This is a genomic window from Rhodococcus sp. NPDC059968 (assembly GCF_042738615.1).
In the GTDB taxonomy this organism is placed as follows: Bacteria; Actinomycetota; Actinomycetes; order Mycobacteriales; family Mycobacteriaceae; genus Rhodococcus_F.
The window spans coordinates 45,807-69,025 of the sequence record NZ_JBHWUE010000017.1; the positions used below are offsets into that span (position 1 = coordinate 45,807).

Genomic DNA, 23,219 nt, shown 5'->3' on the forward strand with positions numbered 1-23,219 from the left:
GGAATCCACATGACCACCGCCAGCAAGACCGATTTGGATCGTTCCGTGGTCGCGGACTTCGAGCAGTTGTCACAGTTCGGCGCGACACCGGGTGGCGGCGTCGACCGGCAGGCCGCCACCGATGCCGACGGGGCCCAGCGGGCCTGGCTCGCCGAGTGGCTCGTCGCCCGAGGCTTTCGTGTCGAATACGATCGTGCAGGCAACCAGTTCGGCCTGCTGGAAATCCATCCCGGTGCCCCCTATGTTCTGACGGGCTCGCATCTCGACAGTCAGCCGCTCGGTGGCCGCTACGACGGCGCGTACGGGGTGCTCGCCTCGGCGCACGCCGCTCAGCGCGTCGCGCAGGAGTGGCGGGAGGGCAACATTGCGCCGAAGTACAACCTTGCGGTGGTCAACTGGTTCAACGAGGAAGGCTGCCGGTTCAAGCCGAGCATGATGGGCAGTTCCGTCTTCACCGGCAAACTCGATGTGGAACAGGCGTTGTCGACCACCGATCGCGACGGAGTCTCGGTCGCGGAGGCACTGTCCGGTGTCGGCTGCCTGGGATCGGGTGCCGGACCGCAGGCCGCCGCATACGCCGAGATCCACATCGAGCAGGGTCGAAATCTCGAGAACGACGGAATTACCATCGGCGTGGTCGACTCCACGTGGGCGGCGCAGAAGTACGAACTGGTGGTCCACGGCGATCAGTCCCATACCGGGTCGGCGACGATGCCCGATCGGCAGGACGCGCTCCTCGGTGCCTCCCTGCTGGTGGTGGCGGCGCGCGAGCTGGCGGAGGATTTCGCGGCCGCGCCGCTGCACACCTCCGTCAGCCAGATGACCATCGAGCCCAACTCCCCGGTCGTCATCGCCCGGGAAGTGCGGATGCACCTCGACCTGCGATCGCCGAACGAATCGGTCGTCGATCTCGCCAACGAGCGACTGATGGCCCGGTTCGCCGAGATCGAATCCCGCGCTCAGGTGCGCATCGAGAAAGCCACCGCGCATTCCTGGGGAGTGGCGGACTACCAGCCCGAGGGTGTGAAGCTCTCGATGGCCGCCGCGGAAGACCTGGGTCTGACATATCGGCAGATCATGACTGTCGCCGGGCACGATTCGGTGAACATGAAGGATGTTGTTCCGACGGTGATGTTGTTCGTGCCGAGCGTCGACGGAATCTCGCACAACGAGCACGAATTCACGACCGACGACGATGTGTGCGCCGGTGTGGACCTGTTGACCGAGGTGGTCGGCCGCCTCGCCGTCGGAGAACTCGACGAGACCGCGTAATCGGAATCCGAATCAACCGCGCCGGCCCAGTCGGCGCGGTTGATTCAGCTCTGCTGCGCCGCGAGCGCGACCATGGCGAGCGCCGCGTCGGCCGGTTTCGTGATGTCGAGCCCGGTCAGCTCCTCGATTCGGTGAAGCCGGTTCAGCACGGTGTTCCGATGGCAGTAGATGGTCGAGGCCGTTCCCAGCAGGCTGCCGGTGTGCAGATAGGCCGCCATTGTCTCCAGCAGCCGCTCGTTCTCCCGCTCGGTCGCCTCGCGTAGAGGGACCAGAACGTATTGCCCTAGATCGCAACCGATCTCGGCGAGATACTTCTTCGCCAGCATCGGCCACGAGGCCTTCAGATCGGTGACGCGTTCCTCGTCCGGCCCGAGCTGATCGACCATTCTGCTCGCGGCCAGCGCTGCCAGGGGGATGTCCGCGATCGCGCGGGCGATCGGCGCCACCGCCGCTCGAACCTTGTCGAGTAGCGCCAGTTCACGGGTCGTCACCACCATCGGTGAGGCGGCGGGAATCTGCCAGAACGCGATGAGGTGGCGCCCCTGCTCGTGCGTGAAGACCCGTTCGGTGAAGTGCGCCTTGTCGATATTGTGCCGCAGCGTCACCGCCGACTCGCTGGGAACTGCCACGACACGGTAGTAGGACGACACCGAGACTCCGAGAGCGCGGGCGATCTGCACATGGTTGACCTCGAACTGGCCGACGGCGTCGAACAGGAGGCTGATCTGCTGCCGCTGGAGGTCTTGGCGTTCGCGGGTCAACTGGTCCTGTTCCGCCAGGTACGCGGCCTGAGCGAAGCGGGCGAAGGTGTCGACGACGTTCCACACCTCCTCGGCGTGCGCGGCGAGCACGTGCGCTTCACTCCGGCCGGCCGTGGACAGCAGTCCCGACCACAGAATCGGGAAATCGAGCCGGATGGCCGTGAGCATCGAATCGAGAGGGATGCCGTCGCGCGCCCTCCGCCTCCCGAGGCGGGAGGCCAGCCGCTCGACCGCTCCGACCTGCGTGGGATCGACGAGGGCACGAAGCATCAGTGCGAACACGTCACTGCTGGTGGCGCGGAGTTCGGCCTCGCGGAGCCCGGCATCGCGGTACTCGCCGGCATCGAGCAGCCGCTTCATGAACTGTTCGACCAACGTGCCCAGGTTCTCGCTCTGCCGCGACACCAGACCGTGCCACCGCTGAGTCTCTTGTCGGTTGGTCATCGCCACCGTTCTCCGTTCCTACTGTACTAACGCACAAATGCGCCGCCGGACCGGTCGCGAGCCCTCGGCGCCCGTTCGGAGATCCACGTGGTCGGGTCCGGCGTCGCGGCGAAGTCGTGAGGAGGCACTTGCTCCGGGTGACAATCGTGGACCATCCGAACCCAGTGTGTACAGCGGATCGGACGAGCACCAGGAACCTTCCCGAATCGATGTGCTTTCGCCCATTTCTGCCTCTCGTTTTCGTTGACCGCTGTCATTGGATGTGGCGCACTTCACCAGCAGACTTGAATTCGCAAAGTTCCCAAAACAATTCCGGAGTTTCCCAGTGCGTATTGCCGTCCTTCAAGCAACGTCCGTGGTCGGGCACATCGACGCGAATCTCGACACCCTCGCCGCCGCGGCCTCGGATGCGGCGGACGGTGGTGCGGACATCCTCGTCACCCCCGAACTGTTTCCCACGGGCTATGCGCCGGAAAGGATTCACCACCTCGACGGTGCGCCTGTGCGCCAGGCGGTCTCGAAGCTGGCCGAGCGTAGTGGCATCGCCGTCGTCGCCTCTACCGTCGAACAGTCCGATTCCGGACGGTATATCACCGCCACCCTGTTCGGTGGTGACGGCACACCGGTGCTCCACTACCGGAAGTCACACCTCTTCGGCACGGAGGAGGCGCAGTTCTTCACCGCGGGCACGGAACTGTCGCCCATCGTTCGTTTCGGTGATCTCACAGTCGCGCTGGGGATCTGCTACGACGTCGAGTTCCCGGAGTATGTTCGCGCTCTCGCCGTCGGAGGGGCCGAACTGGTGCTCGTGCCCACGGCGGTTCCCACCCGCGTGTCTTCCGCCTTCGATTCCGCCGCCGTGCCAGGTCTGCTCGTGCCGGCGCGCGCACTCGAGAACACGGTGGCGATCGCGTACGCCAATCAGTGCGGCACCGGCTTCGCCGGCCGCAGTTGCATCGTCGCCCCGGACGGATCCTTCGCGGCGGAGGCCGAGAACGAGCCGAAGCTGATCTTCGCCGACCTCACGAGCGAAGCGATTCGCGGCGCCAGAGCCGACAATCCGTACCTGCACTCGCGCCGGCTCGACTTGTACTGACCAGAAACGTCTTCCGAACCGACCACCCTGAAGGAGTAGCGTGTCTTCCCCTGCCCCGATCACGATGCTGATCCCCGATTTCCCGTTTCCCTACGACGAGTACGTTCGTCATCCCGCCGGGATCGGCGCCGTGCCGAGCGACGCGTACGGTCGCAAGGTTGCCGTCGTCGGCGCCGGCATGGCCGGACTCATCGCAGCGTACGAGCTCATGAAGATGGGCCTGCATCCGGTGATCTACGAGTCCGCGGAGATCGGCGGGCGGATGCGAGGCAAAAGATTCGGGACCGCCGGGGGACCGGTAGCCGATCTCGGCGGGATGCGGTTCCCGGTGTCTGGACAGACGTTCTTCCACTATGTCGATCTGCTCGGGTTGAACACCGCACCGTTCCCCAACCCGCTGACCGACGCGAGCTCGAGCACGGTCGTCGAGTTGGGCGGCAAGGCGCACTACGCCCACACCCCGGACGAGCTGCCCGAGTTCTTCCACGACGTCTCCACGGCATGGAGCGACTGCCTCGAGGAGCGAGCCGCATTCACCGAGATGCAGACCGCAATCCGAGACCGCGACCTGAAGAAGATCAAACGCATCTGGAACGAGCTGGTGCCTGCATTCGACGGAATGTCCTTCTACGGATACCTGGAATCGTCGAAAGCTTTCTCCGCGCTGCCTTTCGAATACCGAGAGGCATTCGGCCAGGTCGGTTTCGGCACCGGCGGATGGGACACCAACTTCCCGGACTCGATGCTCGAGGTTCTGCGCGTCGTCTACGTCGACGCGGATGCGCACCAGCAGCGCATCCTGGGCGGCGCCGATCAGGTGCCGCACGGGCTGTGGAACCACGCTCCTGAGGACCTTGTCCATTGGCCGGACGGAACAACTCTTGCGTCCCTCCACAACGGCTCGCCCCGGTCCGGGGTACAGCGGATCAGGCGAGACCGTACACCGAGCGGAGATCCCGGCCGGATCGCGATCACGGATCGGTGGGGAAACGACGAGTCGTACGACGCGGCCGTCGTCACCTGTCAGTCGTGGCTCCTGTCGGCCCGCATCGATTGCAGTGAAGAGTTGTTCAGCCAAAAGCTCTGGATGGCAATCGAACGCAGCCACTACATGCAGGCCTCGAAGACGTTCGTGATGGTGGATCGCCCGTTCTGGAAGGACGTCGATCCCGAGACGGGACGCGACGTCATGAGCACGACCCTGACCGACCGCATCACCCGCGGCACGTACCTGCTCGATGACGGACCGGACAAGCCGGCGTTGATCTGCCTGTCGTACACCTGGAACGACGACTCCCTCAAGTGGATGCCACTCGACGCCGACGAGCGCGTGAAGATGATGCTCCACTCACTCGCCCAGATCTACCCCGGTGTCGACATCGCCTCACATATCATCGGCGAGCCTGTCACCGTCTCGTGGGAGGCGGATCCCCATTTCATGGGTGCCTTCAGCGACAACCTGCCCGGGCACTACCGCTACCAGGAGCGGTTGTTCACACACTTCGAACAGTCGGACTTCGAACCCGGGCACAAGGGGATCTATCTCGCCGGTGACGACATCTCGTTCACCGGTGGATGGGCGGAAGGCGCCGTCACCACCGGCCTCAACGCGGTGTGGGGTGTCATGAATCAGTTCGGTGGCGCCACGCCGCCGTCGAATCCCGGTCCCGGCGACCTTTTCGACTCGATCAAACCTGTTCGACTGGACTAGGAGAGCACTGTGAGTACGAGCCATTCACCCGAATCGCCTGCGGTACACATTCCGTCGGACTCCTCGACACGCATCGCCCATGAGGGGGACGAGGACTACAAGAAGGACCTCAAGACCCGGCAGATCCGGATGATCGCGATCGGCGGCGCGATCGGAACCGGGCTGTTCCTCGGAGCCGGCGGCCGCCTCGCATCAGCCGGACCTGCCCTGGTGGTCGTGTACGCGGTCACCGGTTTCTTCGCCTTTCTGATGCTCCGCGCGATGGGTGAGCTGGTGCTCCATCGGCCGACGTCCGGATCCTTCGTGTCGTATGCACGGGAGTTCTACGGCGAGAAGATGGCGTTCGTCGCCGGGTGGATGTACTGGATGCTGTGGGCGATCACCTCGATCGTCGACGTCACTGCCGCCGCGATCTACGTCCACTATTGGCACTTCTTCACGTCGGTTCCGCAGTGGGTCCTCGCGTTGGGCGCATTGGCGATCGTGCTGTTCGTCAACCTGTTGTCCGTCAAGGTCTTCGGGGAACTCGAGTTCTGGTTCGCGATCATCAAAGTCGTTGCGCTCGTCTCGTTCCTGGTGATCGGCGGGATCGTCGTTGCACTCCGCTTCCCCGTCGACGGTCACGCGACCGGCTTCACGCTCATCTCGGACAACGGTGGGTGGCTCCCACACGGCATGCTTCCCCTGGTCATCGTGATCGTCGGCGTCACGTTCGCCTACTCCGGCATCGAACTGGTCGGCATCGCGGCTGGAGAGACACCGAATCCCGCCAAGATCATGCCCCGTGCGATCAACAGTGTGATCGTCCGCATCATGGTGTTCTACGTCGGTGCCGTCCTGCTGCTCGTCCTGCTGCTGCCGTACACCGACTACAGTCCGACGCAGAGCCCGTTCGTCACGTTCTTCACCCAGCTGAGCATACCCGGCGCCGGCAACGTCATGAACTTCGTGGTGCTGACCGCGGCGCTGTCCAGCCTGAATGCCGGTCTGTACTCGACGGGCAGAGTCCTCCGGTCGATGGCGATGAGCGGGACGGCACCACGATTCACAGCGCGCATGAGCGGCTCCGGCGTGCCCTACGGCGGAGTCCTCCTCACCGCGGTGGTGACGCTGATCGGGGTGGAACTGAACTACGTCGTCCCCGACCACGCATTCGAGATCGCGATCAACGTGTCCTCGCTCGGCACACTGACGACGTGGGCGGTGATCGTGCTGTGCCAGATGAAGTTGCACCGTTGGGCGACTCGGGGAGTGGCGGAACGCCCGGCGTTCAGAATGCCGTTCGCCCCGTACTCGTCGTATGCGACGCTGGTGTTCGTCGCGGTGGTCCTGATTCTCATGGCGCTCGACTATCCGGTCGGGACGTATACGGTCGCGTCGGTTGTCGTCGTCATCCCGGCACTGGTCGCGGGATGGTTCGCCGTTCGGCACCACGTGCAGCTTCTTGCGGGTCGGCAGCAGACGCACCGGTGATCGATATCCCGACTGTGCCCACCGGTGCCCCCGCTCCGCACGCGTACTCGGATGTTTCCAGCAGATGTCGCGATCGTCACATCGCTTCTCACCCGGGAACTCGAGGGTGCCAGGCGGCCAGTCATTCTCTACGAGAACGGCTCCCGGATCACGATGCTGCTCGCCCTCATCGTCTACGAATGTCCGCGACGGCCGGGTCCGTAGCGCGCTGACCGGTTGGGCGGCAGGTCCTGGACCGGGCGGTGGGAATCTGCCCATCGGGGAGTTGTAAACAGTGTGTGTTTCCCTATTGAATGTGTCTCCTGTCACAGCGGATAGTTGATGCCATCGGGAGTGGTCAGCTACCCGTAACACTCTTTCCCAGCCGTTCTTTGGAGAACCCATGGCTCAATCTGCAGTCGGCGGCCAGGCGTCGCAAGGTATCAAGAGCAAGATGCGCAAGATCGCCACGGCCAGTGTTATCGGCACAACCGTCGAGTGGTACGACCTCTTTGTCTTTGCCACGGCCTCGGCCCTGGTCTTCAACAAGATCTTCTTCCCGAGCTTCGACGCGCTCGTCGGAACCATGTTGGCCTTCGGCACGTTTGCCGCCGCGTACGTCGCGCGGATCGTCGGCGCCGCGCTGTTCGGCCACTTCGGCGACAAGTTGGGCCGCAAGTCCATGTTGCTGATCTCCCTGATCACCATGGGCGCGGCAACATTCTCGATCGGACTGCTACCCACCTACTCGGCGATCGGCGTCATGGCCCCGATCCTGCTGTTGACTCTTCGCGTCATTCAGGGCCTCGCGCTCGGCGGCGAATGGGGCGGCGCGGTACTGATGGTGGTCGAACACTCGCCCAAGACGAAACGTGGATTCTACGGCTCATTGGTCCAGGTCGGGGTTCCCGGCGGAACATTGATCGCCAATCTGGTCTTCCTGATCATCGCCGCAAACACGCCGGAGGAATTTCTCCTTACCTGGGGTTGGCGTATTCCGTTCCTGGCGAGCGCTCTCCTGGTGGCCGTCGGCCTCTACATCCGCTTGACGCTGGAGGAGACACCGTCGTTCCAAGCGGTCAAGGAAGCCGGTGCGAAAGCCAAGATTCCCTTCGTGGTTCTCATGCGCAAGTACTGGAAGCAGGTTCTGCTGGGCGGTATTGCCACCTTGTCCACCGGCACCGCGTTCAACATCATGGTGGCCTTCGGACTCACCTACGGCAAGCAGCAGCTCGGCTTCTCCAGTGACACCATGCTGCTGGCGGTTCTGATTGCCTGCGCCACAGGGCTGTTCATGATTCCGGCGTTCGGCGCACTGTCCGACCGCATCGGGCGCAAACCCGTGATCATCGGCGGCATTGTCGCCGAGGCTCTCGTCGCCTTCCCCATGTTCTGGATGATGGATACCAAGTCCGTCCCGATGGTGATCTTCGCCTATATCATGATGATGACCGCCTTTTCGGCCAACTACGGCCCCATCGCCACATTCTTGGCCGAGCTGTTCGGGCCCCGGGTCCGGTACTCGGGTCTGTCCATCGCCTACATGCTCTCCGGACTGCTGGGGAGTGCCGCAACCCCCGCCATCACGACGGCGCTCTTGAGTGCCACGGGCTCAGGGTCCTCCGTGGCCTGGTACATGATCGGATCGGCGGCAGTCTCTATCGTTGCTCTGCTGCTGCTGACGGAAACTCTGCGAAACAGCCTCGACTCGGCCGACGAAGCGCCGGCCGAGAGTTCTCTCCCGGAGGCGGATCCTGAGCGGGTCCGGGTCTGATGCGGCGTATAGGTGTAGTGTCCGGCGACGTGCGTCCGGTCGGACCGTTCTCTCACGCAGTGGTGGCCAACGGGTTCGTGTTCACCTCGGGTCAGCTCCCGGTCATCTCGAACCTCGGCGATCAGCCGGACGCCTTCGACGAGAAGGTGCGTCAGACTCTGGCAAATCTGGAGGCGACGCTGCGCGAGGCCGGATCTTCCCTGCAGAACGTGGTCAAGGTGAACACCTACCTCACCGACCCGGGGCAGTTGGAGCCATACAACGCGGTCTATTCGGAGTTCTTTGGGAGCGACCTGCCCGCCCGAACCACGGTGTGCGTCAATATCTTCGGTATCGCCCTCGAGATCGAGTGCGTGGCCGTCCTCGCCGAGAACTCGATCCCGGAAGGAACATCATGACTCGAGCTCAATCGTCCACTCCGCAGCAGATGCTGCCCACCTCGTCGGCGCTGCTGGCCAAGCTTCACCGGGTCAGCTTTCCGACCATCGGGCACTACCTCGAAGAGGGGTTCGTGGATCCGGCCATCCGTTCTCTTCTCTCCGATGTGCGTGTGGTGGGCCGCGCACTGACGGTGCGCATTGCCGATGCGGATGCGGTGGCGATGAATCACGCATTGAATGCCCTGACACCGGGTGACGTGCTGATCGTCGACATGGGAGGCGACGCGGTTCACGCTTCGGTCGGAGCTGTCACCTCCTGCGCGGCACTGTCCGCCGGCGCGGTCGGAATCGTCGTCGACGGAGTGGTAACCGACATCGTCGAACTGCGACAGGGTGGTCTGCCGGTATTTGCCCGCGGCACTTCGATTCTCACCACCAAGAAGCATGACGGCGACAACAGCGCGATCAACGTACCGGTCACGGTTGGCGGTGTTTCGGTCAACCCTGGTGATATTGTCCTCGCCGACGACAACGGTGTCCTGGTCCTGACTCCGGACGGTGCGGCAGATGTCGTCGATCTGGCTCTCGCGTCCGATGCTGCCGAACCCGAAACTCTTGCCCGTCTCCGGGCCGGCGAAGCCGTCGCCGACGTGCTCTATATGGGAGAGAAGACAATTAGACCGTGAAGGAACCACCGAGGTGAACCCGGGGTCAGGCACAGGGTTCACCTCGTGTACAGGACGGCGGCCTCCAACATGCTGTCGATGAAGGGGCGCGGCACGGTCGGCCAGTCCGGAGGCCACCGTCCGGCGAGCTGATCGTCGCGGAGCGCACGCAGGAGGGGCACGACCTGCGGTCCACCGTCGAGCGGGTAGCGAACCATGCTTTGTTCGGCGCACTGCGCGGCGATCGACGCGAGCAGGCTCTTGGCCTCATCGGTGCGTTCCGCGGTTGCCAGGCATGCCACCAGTAGTCGTTTGGCCTGCAGCAGTGCCCGGTCCCGGCCGCGTCCCTCGAGCCGAGCCTCCCATTCGGTGACCCACTCGCAGGCAAGGTCAACACGCTCCGGGGAGTCCTCGTCGAGCAGCAGTCTGATGGCGGTGGCCTCCTCGAGTTGCGCGGTGATCTCCTCGATGCCGTCGACCGGGCGTTGGCGCGCGGCATACTCGACGGGTGTCCGCGCCTCGATGCCGGGTGCGACGGGGAGTCCCAGCCTGACCCGCTCGTTCTCGAGCTTTGCCCGCAGCCTTGGCAGAGATAGTGTTTCGGCGGCCAAAGCGCACTCGGCCAGACGTCGGCCGGCCTCTCCTCGATCACCACGCAGTGCTTTGATCCGGGCCCCGATCACGTAGCGGGCAAGTTTGAAATCGACTCCGCCGCCTTCGGATCCGAGCTGGTAGCTCTCGTCCAACAGCCGTTCGGCCTCGACTATCTCACCGCGCTCGTACAGCAGCTCGCCGAGAAGTGCACAGGCGAGACGTGCCGCATGCGAATGGATCCCGCCAGACCGCCTCGCGACGTGAAGGGCTCTGCGGAAACTGTCCTCGGCAGCGGTGAGGTCGAGCTGTTCGCTGGCCGCGATCCCGCGGTAACAGTGTCCGTGCATCATGTTGTACGGAGCGTCGTTGGCCTCGTGGTAGCCGAGGGCCCAGTCCTGCAATCGGCGGACTTCTTCGAAGTCGAATCGGTAGAGCGCGGCGAAGGTAGCGATGTTGGCCGCGTTGGACACGAGCCAAGGTGTCAAGGTGTCGGGCCGGGACAGTGCCTCCGAAACGAGTTCGTCGATGCCCTCGATCCGATCCGCGCGGAGCCGCATCGTGGCCTTTACCAGGTCGATCTCGACCCGCAGTTCGGCGATTGCGGTGTCGGTGAGAGCGCTTCGCTCGAAGGCGTTGTCGATACGGGCCAATGCTCGTTGCGTTGGTCCGGCGCGATGCAACCGAATGTTTGCCCATGCGATGGTGAGTTGAAGTCGGGGGCTGGACGCCACGATGGTCGGCGGTAGCTTGTCGACGAGGGCAAGTAGGGCGATGAATTGAGAGTGTTCGATGAGGTGCATGCCGTCGCGTTCGACGAGTTCGACCGCGCGCCGCCCGTCGCCGGCGGCGAGGGCGTGGTCGACGGCCTCGCCCACGAGGTGATGGTCGGCGAACCACCCTGAGGCGGCGCGGTGGAGCACTTCCAACCTGCCGGGATGGTCGCGTTCGAGCCTGCGCTGCAGGAACTGTGCGAACAGGTGGTGGTAGCGGAACCATTCGCGGTCCTCGTCGAGCCGGCACAGAAACAGATCTCGCTCCTCGATCTCCTCCAGCAGGGCTTGTCCTCCGTCGACCTCGGTCAGGGTGCAGGCGAGCGGGGCGCAGATCCGTTCAGTGACCGAGGTGGCGAGGAGGAAGTCGAGGATCCGGGGTTCGAGGGTGCTGAGGACGTTCTCGGCGAGGAACTCGCCGATGGCGTGGTGGCGTCCGGAGAGGTGGCCGATCAGCTGCGCGGGGTCGTCGGCACCGCGCAACGACAGCGACACCAACTGCAGCGCCGCGACCCATCCGTCGGTGGAGGCGGTAAGGTCGGCGACGTCCTCGGTCTCCAGGTCCAGCCCGCCGAGGCCGACCAGGAACGAGTGGGACTCGGTGGTGCTGAAACGCAGAGCGGCCGAGTCGATTTCGACGAGTTCGTCGCGGACCCGCATCCGGCTCAACGGCAGTCCCGCCTGCGTCCGGCTGGTGACGATGAGCTGCAGGTGGTGGCATCCGTTGTCGAGTAGGAACTCCAACGCGGCGATGGTCGCGGGATTCGTGACCCGGTGCCAGTCGTCGATCACGACCGCGACACGTTCGCTCGTTTCGTGGATCTCGTTGATCAGCGCGGTCAGCACGTATCGTTCGGCCTGGTCGCCGTGTTCCTCGAGTGCAGCGCCCAGCTCCCGTGCCAGCTGGGGGCGTACCCGCCGGATCGCCTCGATCAGGTGCGCGAGGAACCAGACGACGTTGTCGTCGTCGCGGTCGACGGTCAGCCACGCGACCGCCACGCCGTCGGCGGCGAGTGCCTCGCACCATTGGGCGGCGAGGGTGGACTTGCCGTAGCCGGTGGGCGCGTGGATGACGGTGAGCCGGCGCCATTGGCCCGCGCGCAGCGCCTCGATCAGCCGGGCGCGACCGACCAGTGCCTTGGCCGGAATCGGCGGCCGATACTTGGTCGCGGGGGTCGGTGGGGTCATCGCGGTCGGACGCCTGCTGACGCCCGTCGTGCGTGGGTTGGTCGGGCCGGACACAGTCCACCGCGTGCCGCGGGCGTGCTCGCCCGGCTGCTCGTCTTCCGGCATGGTGGGCAGGGCCATCTCGTCGACGCTCAGGCCGTTCCGCCGCTGCGCTTCGCGCAGCTTTTCCCCGAACTCGATGGCGGTGGCGGGCCGGTCGGCGGGGTGTCCGGCCATGGCGCGGGAGATGGCGGCGGACACCAGGTCGGGGATGCCGCGGTCGCGCAGGTCCGGCACCGGCTGTGTGGTGATTCGCAGGAATTGGGCCACGACCTGCTCACCGCTTCGGCGTTCGAACGCGGCATGTCCGGTGATCGCACAGAACAAGGTGGCGCCCAGGCTGTAGACGTCGGAGGCGGGGGTCGGTTTGTGGCCCCCCATGATCTCGGGGGCGGTGAACGCGGGCGAGCCGGTGACGGTGCCGGTGGTGGTCTCGAAGCCGCCGGCGACCCGGGCGATCCCGAAGTCGGTCAGCTGCGGCTCCCCGTACGCGGTGAGCAGGATGTTCGCCGGCTTGACGTCCCGATGCAGGGTGCCGATCCGGTGCGCGGTCTCCAGTGCCCCGGCCAGCTTGACGCCCACAGAAAGCGCCTCGCCCCACTCGAGCGGCCCGTACCGCCGCACCCGCGAGTCGAGGGAGCCGTGCAGGTGGCACTGCATCACGATGTAGGGCCGGCCGGAGCCGGTGGCGCCGACCTGCAGAATGTTGACGATGTGCGGATGGCCCGACAGCTGACCCATCGCCCGCTGCTCACGCAGAAACCGTTCCAGGTTCTCCGGGTCGAGGTCGGCGGTGAGCACCTTGATCGCCACCGTGCGATCCAACTCCGGCTGTCGACATCGGTAGACGACGCCGAACCCGCCGCGCCCGATCTCCTGCGCGTCCTCGAACCCCGCCGCGTCCAGCTCCGCGGTGATCCCCACGATCGCGTCCCGCTGGGTCGCGAGTGGATCGAACTCGGCCATCGACGGCCTCAATCCTCGGCTCCGAGGTCCGCTACCGGTGCTGCCAGTCCACCGACATCCACTCACGGCGCGCGACGCAAGGCCCCTGCGAACCGGTGGGGCCTCACCCCGCACACCAAGCGCTCCCACTCGAGCCGGTCACTTCAGAATAACGCGGAACCCACCCGCGCAGATCACAGCATCTGAGTCAGCTGCGAGCCACGGACGATCAGTCGTCGCAGTATGCCCACTCTCCCGCGGCCCGGTCGTGTGCGGCCCCGGCATCACACTCTTGGGCAAACTCACAAGGATTGTGAGTGTTTCGGTTGCGGTTTGCGATTTCCCGCGGGCCTGAGGCGGTGTTGCATGGATCACACAGCAGGCGCCCTATTGTTCATTTGCGATTTCGGAGCATATCCATGAGACCCACGCCGGTCCGACCGACTGACCGGTTGACGCCGGCCACACCCGACTACCGCATCGAGAACCTGTCCGGACCGCACCGCAAAGGAAAGGCCCCCATCATGACTACTGATTTCGTGAAGACCGAAGACGCCGTGCTCCTCGCCGACTTCCACACGCTGTCACGCTTCGGCGCGACGCCCGCAGGTGGGGTCGATCGACAAGCAGCGACAACGCAGGACGGGGAGCAGCGGGCCTGGCTGCACACGTGGCTGACTGAACGCGGGTTCGACGTGCGCTATGACAGGATCGGCAATCAATTCGCTTTGTCGACGTTGACGCCCGGCGCGCCGTACGTTCTGAGCGGCTCGCATCTCGACAGTCAGCCACTCGGTGGACGCTACGACGGGGCGTACGGAGTGCTCGCGTCGGCGCACGCCGTCGATCGGGCAGTGAATCGTTGGAGCCAATCGGATTCGCAGCCCAAATACAACGTGGCAGTGGTGAACTGGTTCAATGAGGAAGGCTGCCGGTTCAAACCCAGCATGATGGGTAGCTCGGTGTTCACCGGAAAGCTGGCCGTCGAAACGGCTCTGGCAACGACAGATCATTCCGGAACGACGGTCGAAGAAGCATTGGCTGACATCGGCTGCATCGGCACGTACGACGGACCCGATGTGGCAGCGTACGCCGAAATTCATATCGAACAGGGACGCAGCCTCGAGAACACCGGCACCACCATCGGTCTGGTCGAAGCGACCTGGGCGGCACGCAAGTACGAACTCGTCGTGCGCGGAGCGCAGTCCCACACCGGGTCGACGATCATGGCGGACCGGCAGGACGCGTTGCTCGGTGCATCGTTACTGGTGGTTGCCGCTCGCGAACTCGCGGACCGTCACGGCAGCACGCCCCTGCACACGTCGGTGAGCGAGATGACGGTCGAACCCAACTCCCCGGTTGTCATCGCGCGCGAGGTCCGGATGCACATGGACCTGCGATCACCCGATGAGGCATTGCTCGACGTCGCGGCGAAGGAACTGGCCGAGATGATTCCCGGCATCGCGGAACGTGCAAGGGTAAGCATCGAACAGATCCAGACCCACGCCTGGGGCGTCGCACCGTTTCAGCGTGCCGGAGTCGACTTGGCACGCGATACTGCCACCAACCTCGGATTGAGTCATCAATGCATGATGACCGTCGCCGGCCACGACTCGGTCAATATGAAGGACGTTGCGCCGTCCGTGATGCTCTTCGTTCCCAGCGTCGACGGAATCTCCCACAACGAGAAAGAATTCACTGGCGACAGCGACATCTGCGCGGGCGCGGACCTGTTGACGGTCCTGCTGTACCGGCTCATGGCCGGCGAACTGGATGGATGCCGGTGACGTTCAGCGGGGAGTAGGTGCATTGGTGATCGGATATCCAACCATGACCACCGATGCAGTGGCGCCGCATGTGTACTTCGCGGAAGCTGCAGGTATCGATGGTTCGGTTCGCGTTCTCGGTGTTCACGCCTGTGGCGTTCCGGCAGTCGATGTCGCGGCCGTGAGAACCGTCCTTACTCACGAACTCGAGGGTTCCGGGCGGCCACTTTTCCTCTACGAGATTGCCTCCCGGATCACGGTGCTACTCAGCGGTGACACCGACGCCGAAGGGTGCAGAGAGTTGCTCGTCGGCTTGCCTCCCGCGATTCGCTCACGGTTGCGTGTCGGGCTGAGCGCAGCGCAGCCGGTCGCTGAGGTGGCGAATGCCTCGCGGCAGGCACACGTTGCCGCGGCCGCCGCGTCGGAGGGAGCTGCTGTGTTGGATTTCGGGGAGATCGCGGGCGGCCAGGTCTTGGTGTCGTCGCCGTGTCGTGAGGTACTACGGGTGTTGGGCGAGTCGACACTCGGGCGTGTGGACGACTATGACCGCGTCAACCGTACAGCTCTACTGCCGACACTTCGGGCTCTCCTCGAAGCGAATGGTCACAACGAATCCGCGGCTGCGGTCCTGGGTATTCATCGCCATACTCTCCGCACCCGAATCGCTCGAATCGAGCGCATTCTCGAATGCTCATTGGCCTCGGCGTATGTGCGCGCCGAGCTGCTGCTCTCCCTCATCGTGTGCGATTACCCGAGACGGCCCGCTCCGTGACACCCGCTGACAGGCCGACTGTTCCGTCGGCCTGTCAGCGAGATCGACTACTCGGCGAGCTCTTCCCCTGCGCACCATCGACTCCGGCGCACCACGAAGTGGTTCAGTGCGGGACGGGTGCAGCGACATTCATTCCGAATGTCCTCGCCCGGTTGAGAACTTGATGAGCCCTGGCGAGCCGAGGCAGATCGCTTCCCTTTCGTGCGTTGGCTCCATCGGGTCCGAGGAGGGCGATCAATTCTTTCGCGTCCGAGATCTCCCGGCTGGTCGGACTGAGGGCCGTGTTGATCGTGCCGGCATGTGACGCGTGTAAGCACATGCGGCCGGTCATTCCCAGACCGGCTGCATACTCGGTTTCGTCGACGGCGAGGATCTGATCTTCGGGCACTGTCGGACCGTCTATCGGGGCGGGCAATCCCGCCGCACGACTCACCACGACCAGCCGAGAACGCGCGTAGGTCAGGGCGCTACGGTCGACGCCGGCTCCGACGTCCATGCGGAAGTCGCCGCTTCCGAAGGCCAGCCGACCCACCCGCGGGTGCGTGGCGATCGCTCCTGCAGCCTCGAGACCGGCGGCGGATTCGATGAAGGCAATGACCGGTGTGGTGGCACGAAGTCCTTCCGCAATCTTGTCGACATCGATCGCCGAGTCCGTCTTGGCGAGCATGACGCCGAGAAGGCCTGGTGACTCGCGGAGTTCCGCGACGTCGTCCTTCCAGAAATCGCTGGTGACGTCGTTGATACGGACCCACGCGCGTCGATGGTGAAGCGCGTTCACGACCTGGGTGCGTGCGGCGTGCTTCTTGCCGGGAGGTACGGCGTCCTCCAGGTCGAGGATATCGGCGTCGGCGCCGGATCCCCTCGACTGCGGGAGGTCGGATGCTCCGGAGATCAGAAACCAGGATCGTGCCACGGTGTAGGGCAATTCCTGGCTTCGCCCCCCGCTCCTCGATTCGTCCGTCCAGGTATCGATGTTGTTACTCGATTTCACTTTTCCACTTCCATTGTTCGTCGGGGGCGTCCTCCAGGGACCATGGAATCGCATGCCAGGTGATCGGGACGTGCAACCAGGCCCAGGCTTCGCAATCTCGGAGGGTCCGCAGTATCCAATGTCGGCCGGAACCGTTCGATGACAGCGGATGTCCGTGCGAAGAATTCTGGTCGTCACGTGTGTCGAGGCACCTGGTGTTCAGTCGATCGGACCGGCGTTCCACCACGATCTGCTCCACGAAACGTGAGCACTCCAGAGGGCGGTCGGTGAGGATCACATCCGCGTTCATCGCTGTACAGATGCGATCCACGAACCTGTCCTCGAGCGGTGTCGTGGGCACTGCCGCAGCAGCGTCCGCGAATCCGACTGCGTCCACGAGGATTCTGCGGTCCCGTTCGTCCTCGACGTGAACGAGGACGGTGTCGCCGCTGCCGACGCCGACTGCGCGAAGACGATCGAGGATGTGGCGGGAGGGTGAGCCCGGCAGGCAAGAGGACGTCATGATCGGCTCCTGGATCGTGGGGATGCAGAGCGGCCGGCGGAACCGCGTGTCGCGGATCCGCCGGCCGAACTCGTTCAGTTGTCGAGAGCGCGCAGCGCGGCTGTGACTGCGCAGGTCTTCGCCAGGTCGACCTCGCCGTCCCCACGAACCGCATCCACGACGAGTTCGAAGCGATGCAGATCGCGCGAATGGGCCTCGCACCACGCAGCGACTGCGTCGCCCGTCGCCGTGCCGTCGTCACGAAGCACCCGGACTGTCAGCGCATGATGCAGGTCGGACAGGTCGTCGTGCACCGCCGACGCGGCCAGCACATCCCAGTGGGTGGAACCCGTGCGATCCGACAACGCGTCGACCACCCAGCCGATGCCGAGTCGCTGCCCGAGTTCGTGATGCACCTCGGCCACCCGCTCCACCGAGATCCCCAGTAAGTCCGCGGTGTCCGCGAACTGGAGTGCACCGGGTAGATCTGCATCGAGCGAACGTTCGCCCCGGGGGAGTTCGACGAGCTTGCGGACGGAATCCGCAAATCGGTCTATCTCCCTCTCCGGCACCACGATTCCGCGTCGTCGGCGTAACAACCACGAGACGGCGTGTTCGATCAACCAGCTGGTGTCGAGTAGTGACTCCGGTCGTTCGATGCCGGTGCCCGGACCCTCGAGTGCTCGTTCCCACAGCGCATCCAGCTCGTAGATCGCGCTCACGGCAGCGTATGCCGAAGCGACCTCCGGAGTGGTGATTCCGAAGCGCTCCTGTAGCCAGAAGATGGCTCCCGGGCCCACGCGGTTGATCAGCTCGTCGGCGATCGACGTCGCAATGATCTCCCGTCGCAAGGGATGGGCTGCGATCTGAGCGGCAACGTTCTCGGTGATGGCGTCCGGAAAATACTTGGTGAGGCGCGCCGCGAATACTTCGTCGTCCGGCACGGTGGAGGCGAGCAGTTCCTGTGAGACCAAATTCTTCGACTGCGCAAGGAGAATCGCGATCTCCGGTCGTGTGAGTCCGTGCCCGGAGCTCGCGCGGCGCTTCAATTCCGCGGGCGAGGGCAGTCCCTCGGTCCGTGGATTGATTCCGCCTACCTTTTCGAGGTTGCCGATCAACCGGACGTGCCTGTCGAGGAGATGGCGGGCTTGTGCGGAGGCGAGGCTGATGGCCAGAATCTGGCTCGCGCTGTCGTCGAGTACCCGCGAGGCGACGTCGTCGGCGACCCGCGCCAGCAGGGGCGCCCGTCGTTCCGGCGAGAGGGTGCCCGCTCGCACTGCTGCGTCGAGCGCGATCTTGATGTTCACCTCGAAATCCGAGGTGGCGACTCCCGCCGCGTTGTCGATGAAGTCTGCGTTGATGCGCCCGCCATCCCCCGCGTAGTCGATTCTGGCCTGCTGCGTCAACCCGAGGTTGCCGCCTTCGCCTATCACCGCGCACCGGAGTTCCCCTGCCGACACTCGTACGCGATCGTTGGCCGGATCCTGAGCGTCGACGTCGGTCTCGCTCGCGGCCCTGACGTAGGTGCCGATGCCGCCGTTCCAGAGCAGGTCGACCGGTGCGCGAAGCAACGCCTGGATCAGTTCGTCGGGGTCGAGCGATGAGGACTCGATGCCGAGGCGCACCCGCACCTGTGGTGACAGGGTGATCGATTTCGCCGATCGAGACCACACACCTCCACCGGTCGAGATCTTCTCGCGGTCGTAGTCCGTCCAGGACGACGTCGGCAGTCCGAAGAGGCGCTCGCGCTCGCGGTACGACACGGCGGCATCGGGGTCGGGATCGAGGAAGATGTGCCGGTGGTCGAACGCACCGACGAGCCTGATGTTCCGCGACAGCAGCATCCCGTTGCCGAACACGTCGCCGGACATGTCGCCGATGCCCACCACCGAGAACTCGTCGGTTTCGATATCGTGGCCTGCCTCCGCGAAGTGCCTTTCGACGGAGAGCCACGCTCCGCGCGCGGTGATGCCCATGGCCTTGTGGTCGTATCCAGCCGAGCCGCCCGACGCAAACGCGTCGCCCAGCCAGAAGTTGTACTCCGCCGCAATGCTGTTCGCCAGATCCGAGAAGGTGGCGGTGCCCTTGTCCGCGGCGACGACGAGGTATGCGTCCTCGCCGTCGAGGCACAGAGTGTCGGCCGGATGGACGACGGCCCCATCGATGATGTTGTCGGTGATATCGAGGAGCCCGCGGATGAAGGTCGCGTATCCCGCCCGCGCCGGAGTGTCGGCCGAACGAACGACGAAGGCCCCCTTGGCTCCCATCGGGACGATAGGAGCGTTCTTGACCGACTGAGTCTTCATCAGACCCAGTACTTCGGTCCGGAAATCCTCGCTACGGTTCGACCAGCGCAGACCACCGCGTGCTACAGCGCCGCTTCGGACGTGGATCCCTTCCACTTCGTCGGAGTGAACGAAGATTTCACGAAAGGGAACTACTCGCCCTCGCGTTGCCAACCGTCCGGAATCGATCTTGAAGGAGAGGTAGGGCTTCGGCTGTCCCTGCGCGTCGCGCTGGAACCAGTTGGTGCGTACCACGGCCAGGACGAACGCCTGGAGGGCTCGTCGGATCCTGTCCTCGTCGAGGGTGGTCGCGCTGTCGACCAGGTCGGTCAGCGCGGCATTCGCCCTCTCGGGGTCGCCGGTCCGAGCAGGGTCGAGCCGTGCCTGGAAGAGCGTGACCAGGGCACGGACGAAATCGGGATTACTCGCCAGCGAGTCGACAAGATAGGTCTCGGAGAATCCGAGTTGAGTTTGCCGGAGAAAGCGGCACATCGCACGGACGAGCACGGCCTCGCGCCAGTCGATTCCCGCCGTCGCGACGAGACGGGCGTACTGATCGATTCTCCACCGGCCGGCCGAACCTGCCTCGAACGCCGCCGCGATGTGATTCAGCACCGGGGTGGAGAAGGACGATCCCGCGAAAGAAAACTCGTGCACCGATCCGGTGACCTCGGCACCGTCGGTGGAAACCTGGCGATGCGCTGCGGTGCGGAGACCGAAGCTTTCGAACATCGCGCAGACATCGACCAGCAGGGGTTCCGTCCCGGGCCACCCCACCGCCGCCGCCATGCCGGCGGCGGTGTGCTCGAACGTGACCTGTGGACGTCCTGACGCCGTGGGTGAATAGTCGACCGTGGTCTCGGTCTGGATAGTCATCGTCGTGTCCTCATCATCGAAGTGCCGGTACGTGTGACGTTGTGGGTTGCCCGGCTATCGGAGCGCGATGTACTTGATCTCGAGGTATTCCTCGATACCTTCGCTGCCGCTCTCACGGCCGAGCCCGGATTCCTTCACCCCACCGAACGGTGCCGCGACATCGGAGATGATGCCCCGGTTGACGCCGACCATCCCGGACTCGAGTGCGCTGGACACCCTCAACGCTCGGTCGAGGTTTTCGGTGTAGATGTACGCAGCCAGACCGAATTCGGTGTCGTTGGCCGCGGCGACGCCTTCGTCCTCGCCGTCGAACCCGATGATGGCTGCGACCGGCCCGAAGACCTCTTCCTTCAGAATCCGCGCGTCGGCCGGCACATCAGCCAACACCGTCGGCTCGTAGAAATAGCCCTCGCCGGCGGCGTAGCAGCCACCGGTCGTGACGACAGCGCCTTTGTCCACGGCGTCCGTCACCAACTCTGCAACACTCGACCGCTGCTTCTCGGTGATCAGCGGTCCCACCTGTGTGCCGTCGAGGTCCCCGGGCCCTACTTTCAGTGCTTTCATACCAGCGGTCAGCTTCTCGATGAACTCGGCGCGTACCACGTTGTCGACGTGGATCCGGTTGGCGGCTGTGCACGCCTCACCGGTGTTGCGCATCTTCGCAGCCATCGCGCCCTCGACGGCCTCGTCGATGTCGGCATCGGCGAACACGACGAACGGCGCGTTGCCACCCAATTCCATCGACGTCCGCAACACACGTGTCGCGGACTGCTGCAGCAGGATCTTTCCCACGCCGGTGGAGCCGGTGAAAGTGACCTTCCGAAGTCGATGATCGTCGAACAGCGGAGCGGTGAGCTTGGACGAACTCGAGGTCGGCAGGATCGAGAGCACGCCCGCCGGAAGGCCCGCCTGCCGGAAGACCTCGCCGAGCAGGAGCATCGTCAGCGGTGTTTCGGCGGCGGGCTTCACCACCATCGTGCACCCGGCCGCGAATGCCGGTGCGATCTTCCGGGTGCCCATCGCAAGAGGAAAGTTCCACGGCGTGATCGCCAGCGTGGGGCCGACCGGTTCCTTCGTGACCAGAATCCGGCCGTTGCCCGACGGTGACTGCGTGTAACGGCCGTTGATCCGCACAGCTTCCTCGGAGAACCAGCGCAGGAATTCACCGCCGTACGTCACCTCTCCGTAGCTCTCGGTGAGAGGCTTACCCATCTCGAGAGTCATCAGCAACGCGAAGTCGTCCCGGCGCTGGATGACCAATTCCCAGGCCCGGCGAAGTATGTCGGAACGCTCGCGAGCCGGCATCGATGCCCATCGGGCCTGCGCCTCCGCGGCGGCGTCGAGCGCCCGTACGCCGTCCTCCGGCGTCGCGTCGGCCACCTCGATCAGTACCTCGCCGGTTGCGGGATTGCGGACCGGGAACGTCTTGCCGCCGGTGGCCGGCACCTGCTCGCCACCGATCCACAGGTCGGTCGGAAGTGAGGCCAGAAGGGTCTGGGTGTCGGTCATGTGTATTCCTTCAGGTTTCGAGGTGATCGTTGGCCGCGCGTGGGATCAGCGACGCGCGTGCGCGCGGACTGCGTCTTCGAGGACGGTGAGGGCCTCGTCGAGTAGGTCGTCGCCGATGACCAGGGGTGGCAGCAGGCGGATGACGTTCCCGTACGTACCGCAGGTGAGAATGATGACTCCCTGTGACAAGGCCTCGGCGGCAACCGCTTTGGTCAGTTCCGGGTCGGGTTCGGTGGTGCCGGGCCGGACGATCTCGATGGCCAGCATGGCGCCACGACCGCGTACCTCTCCGATGACACCGATCTCTTTCGCGAAAGCTTCGAGGCGCGGTTTGACGGAATTCTCGATCTGGCGCGCGCGGGCCGGTAGGTCCCACTCGCGCATCGTGTCGATCGTGGCGAGCGCAGCCGCGCAGGCCACCGGGTTTCCTCCATAGGTTCCGCCGAGCCCTCCGGCGTGTACCGAGTCCATGAGGTCGGCGCGGCCGGTGACCGCCGCCAGCGGCATGCCGCCCGCGATCCCCTTTGCCAGGGTGATGAGGTCGGGAACCACGCCTTCGTGCTCGCTCGCGAACCATGCGCCGGTCCGCGCGAAGCCGGTCTGCACCTCGTCTGCGATGAAGAGGACGCCGTTCTCCTTCGCCCAGGCGACCAGGGTGGGAAGGAATCCCGGTGCAGGCACGATGAAGCCGCCCTCACCCTGGATGGGCTCGTAGATTATCGCGGCCACCGAGTCGGCACCGATCTGCTTCTCGATCTGCGTGATCGCCCGGCTCGCTGCCTGCTCGCCCGTGAGGCCGGACTCGTCGCGGTAAGGGTAGGACGCGGGCATGCGGTAGACCTCGGGCGCGAACGGACCGAAGTGCGCCTTGTACGGCATCGACTTCGCCGTCAGTGCCATCGTGAGGTTGGTTCTGCCGTGATAAGCGTGGTCGAACGCGACCACCGCTGTCCGGCCGGTTGCGAGTCGAGCGATCTTGATTGCGTTCTCGACAGCCTCCGCACCGGAGTTGAACAGCACCGAACGCTTCTCGTGGTCTCCCGGGGTCAGTGCGGCGAGTTCCTCGGCGACCCGGACGTACCCCTCGTAGGGGGTCACCATGAAACAGGTGTGGGTGAAGCGTTGCGCCTGCTCCGCCACTGCGGCCGCTACGGCGGGGTTCGATGCGCCGACGCTGGTCACGGCGATTCCGGCGCCGAGATCGATCAGGGAGTTGCCGTCCGCGTCGACGACGACTCCACCGTCCGCGTCGACTGCGTAGACGGGCACCGAGGAACCGACACCTGCAGCGACGAAGTTCGTGCGCCGGGCCGCGATCTCGGCGGAACGCGGGCCGGGAAGCGTGGTGACGAGATGCCTCTTCTGGGCGAGTCGATATGTGAAGTCGGTCATGAATTCTCCCATAGGCGTTGAGGAACCCGACGATGACGGCCGAACCAGTGGGTTCG

At 64.8% G+C, this 23,219-nt stretch carries 17 protein-coding genes; 10 read left to right on the plus strand and 7 right to left on the minus strand.

Features of this window, described 5'->3' with window-relative positions; all coding sequences use genetic code 11:
- Nucleotides 1–9 precede the first annotated feature (9 nt).
- Entirely contained in the window at nt 10–1,272 is a 1,263-nt protein-coding gene (locus tag ACFWAY_RS16635) for a M20 family metallo-hydrolase (RefSeq protein WP_378511298.1), read from the plus strand.
- Between the two features lie 44 nt (nt 1,273–1,316).
- Here the strand turns inward: ACFWAY_RS16635 and ACFWAY_RS16640 are convergent, their stop codons facing one another.
- Complete coding sequence (locus ACFWAY_RS16640) at nt 1,317–2,477, minus strand: PucR family transcriptional regulator (RefSeq protein ID WP_378511299.1); 1,161 nt, start codon at nt 2,475–2,477, stop codon at nt 1,317–1,319.
- Nucleotides 2,478–2,802: 325 nt separating this feature from the next.
- On the opposite strand from ACFWAY_RS16640, the gene ACFWAY_RS16645 reads away from it, so the two are divergent.
- From ACFWAY_RS16645 to ACFWAY_RS16675, 7 genes are all read left to right on the plus strand, one after another.
- Entirely contained in the window at nt 2,803–3,573 is a 771-nt protein-coding gene (locus tag ACFWAY_RS16645; protein ID WP_378511300.1) for a nitrilase-related carbon-nitrogen hydrolase, read from the plus strand.
- A 64-nt stretch (nt 3,574–3,637) separates the two neighbouring features.
- The gene (locus ACFWAY_RS16650; protein WP_378450631.1) at nt 3,638–5,284 is read left to right on the plus strand and encodes a flavin monoamine oxidase family protein; all 1,647 of its coding nucleotides are present in this window, start codon (nt 3,638–3,640) and stop codon (nt 5,282–5,284) included.
- A 48-nt stretch (nt 5,285–5,332) separates the two neighbouring features.
- Nucleotides 5,333–6,757 (plus strand): amino acid permease, encoded by a 1,425-nt coding sequence (locus tag ACFWAY_RS16655; protein WP_378511355.1) that lies wholly within the window; start codon nt 5,333–5,335, stop codon nt 6,755–6,757.
- Between the two features lie 51 nt (nt 6,758–6,808).
- Entirely contained in the window at nt 6,809–6,961 is a 153-nt protein-coding gene (locus tag ACFWAY_RS16660) for a hypothetical protein (protein ID WP_378511301.1), read from the plus strand.
- Nucleotides 6,962–7,190: 229 nt separating this feature from the next.
- Complete coding sequence (locus ACFWAY_RS16665) at nt 7,191–8,510, plus strand: MFS transporter (protein WP_378511302.1); 1,320 nt, start codon at nt 7,191–7,193, stop codon at nt 8,508–8,510.
- A gap of 17 nt (nt 8,511–8,527) precedes the next feature.
- Nucleotides 8,528–8,908, plus strand: coding sequence for a RidA family protein (locus ACFWAY_RS16670; RefSeq protein WP_378450461.1), 381 nt, complete (start codon nt 8,528–8,530; stop codon nt 8,906–8,908).
- Nucleotides 8,905–9,576, plus strand: a complete 672-nt coding sequence (locus tag ACFWAY_RS16675; RefSeq protein ID WP_378511303.1) for an RraA family protein — start codon at nt 8,905–8,907, stop codon at nt 9,574–9,576. The genes ACFWAY_RS16670 and ACFWAY_RS16675 overlap by 4 nt, the downstream gene beginning before the upstream one ends.
- A gap of 38 nt (nt 9,577–9,614) precedes the next feature.
- On the opposite strand, the gene ACFWAY_RS16680 is transcribed toward ACFWAY_RS16675, so the two are convergent.
- Nucleotides 9,615–13,112, minus strand: a complete 3,498-nt coding sequence (locus tag ACFWAY_RS16680; protein WP_378511304.1) for a protein kinase — start codon at nt 13,110–13,112, stop codon at nt 9,615–9,617.
- 503 nt (nt 13,113–13,615) lie between these two features.
- Here ACFWAY_RS16680 and ACFWAY_RS16685 point away from each other — a divergent pair.
- A complete protein-coding gene (locus ACFWAY_RS16685; protein ID WP_378511305.1) occupies nt 13,616–14,878 on the plus strand; it encodes a M20 family metallo-hydrolase in 1,263 nt (420 codons plus the stop codon).
- Nucleotides 14,879–14,921: 43 nt separating this feature from the next.
- Nucleotides 14,922–15,629, plus strand: a complete 708-nt coding sequence (locus ACFWAY_RS16690) for a PucR family transcriptional regulator (RefSeq protein ID WP_378511306.1) — start codon at nt 14,922–14,924, stop codon at nt 15,627–15,629.
- Between the two features lie 103 nt (nt 15,630–15,732).
- Here ACFWAY_RS16690 and ACFWAY_RS16695 read toward each other — a convergent pair whose 3' ends face one another.
- From ACFWAY_RS16695 to gabT, 5 genes are all read right to left on the minus strand, one after another.
- Nucleotides 15,733–16,620, minus strand: coding sequence for an HpcH/HpaI aldolase/citrate lyase family protein (locus tag ACFWAY_RS16695; RefSeq protein WP_378511307.1), 888 nt, complete (start codon nt 16,618–16,620; stop codon nt 15,733–15,735).
- The gene (locus ACFWAY_RS16700; protein ID WP_378511308.1) at nt 16,607–17,122 is read right to left on the minus strand and encodes a hypothetical protein; all 516 of its coding nucleotides are present in this window, start codon (nt 17,120–17,122) and stop codon (nt 16,607–16,609) included. Before ACFWAY_RS16700 ends, ACFWAY_RS16695 begins: the two co-directional genes overlap by 14 nt.
- 74 nt (nt 17,123–17,196) lie before the next feature.
- Nucleotides 17,197–20,262 (minus strand): NAD-glutamate dehydrogenase domain-containing protein, encoded by a 3,066-nt coding sequence (locus tag ACFWAY_RS16705; protein WP_378511309.1) that lies wholly within the window; start codon nt 20,260–20,262, stop codon nt 17,197–17,199.
- Between the two features lie 54 nt (nt 20,263–20,316).
- A complete protein-coding gene (locus ACFWAY_RS16710; protein ID WP_378450468.1) occupies nt 20,317–21,771 on the minus strand; it encodes an NAD-dependent succinate-semialdehyde dehydrogenase in 1,455 nt (484 codons plus the stop codon).
- 45 nt (nt 21,772–21,816) lie between these two features.
- Nucleotides 21,817–23,163, minus strand: coding sequence for a 4-aminobutyrate--2-oxoglutarate transaminase (gene gabT / locus ACFWAY_RS16715; protein ID WP_378450469.1), 1,347 nt, complete (start codon nt 23,161–23,163; stop codon nt 21,817–21,819).
- Between the last annotated feature and the right edge of the window lie 56 nt (nt 23,164–23,219).

Coding starts and splice junctions, on each gene's coding strand:
- ACFWAY_RS16690 (WP_378511306.1), top strand. CDS start 14,922: ATGACCACCGATGCAGTGGCGCCGCATGTGTACTTCGCGGAAGCTGCA.
- gabT (WP_378450469.1), bottom strand. CDS start 23,163: ATGACCGACTTCACATATCGACTCGCCCAGAAGAGGCATCTCGTCACC.
- ACFWAY_RS16710 (WP_378450468.1), bottom strand. CDS start 21,771: ATGACCGACACCCAGACCCTTCTGGCCTCACTTCCGACCGACCTGTGG.
- ACFWAY_RS16635 (WP_378511298.1), top strand. CDS start 10: ATGACCACCGCCAGCAAGACCGATTTGGATCGTTCCGTGGTCGCGGAC.
- ACFWAY_RS16640 (WP_378511299.1), bottom strand. CDS start 2,477: ATGACCAACCGACAAGAGACTCAGCGGTGGCACGGTCTGGTGTCGCGG.
- ACFWAY_RS16680 (WP_378511304.1), bottom strand. CDS start 13,112: ATGGCCGAGTTCGATCCACTCGCGACCCAGCGGGACGCGATCGTGGGG.
- ACFWAY_RS16705 (WP_378511309.1), bottom strand. CDS start 20,262: ATGACTATCCAGACCGAGACCACGGTCGACTATTCACCCACGGCGTCA.
- ACFWAY_RS16650 (WP_378450631.1), top strand. CDS start 3,638: ATGCTGATCCCCGATTTCCCGTTTCCCTACGACGAGTACGTTCGTCAT.
- ACFWAY_RS16665 (WP_378511302.1), top strand. CDS start 7,191: ATGCGCAAGATCGCCACGGCCAGTGTTATCGGCACAACCGTCGAGTGG.
- ACFWAY_RS16700 (WP_378511308.1), bottom strand. CDS start 17,122: ATGACGTCCTCTTGCCTGCCGGGCTCACCCTCCCGCCACATCCTCGAT.
- ACFWAY_RS16675 (WP_378511303.1), top strand. CDS start 8,905: ATGACTCGAGCTCAATCGTCCACTCCGCAGCAGATGCTGCCCACCTCG.
- ACFWAY_RS16660 (WP_378511301.1), top strand. CDS start 6,809: ATGTTTCCAGCAGATGTCGCGATCGTCACATCGCTTCTCACCCGGGAA.
- ACFWAY_RS16685 (WP_378511305.1), top strand. CDS start 13,616: ATGACTACTGATTTCGTGAAGACCGAAGACGCCGTGCTCCTCGCCGAC.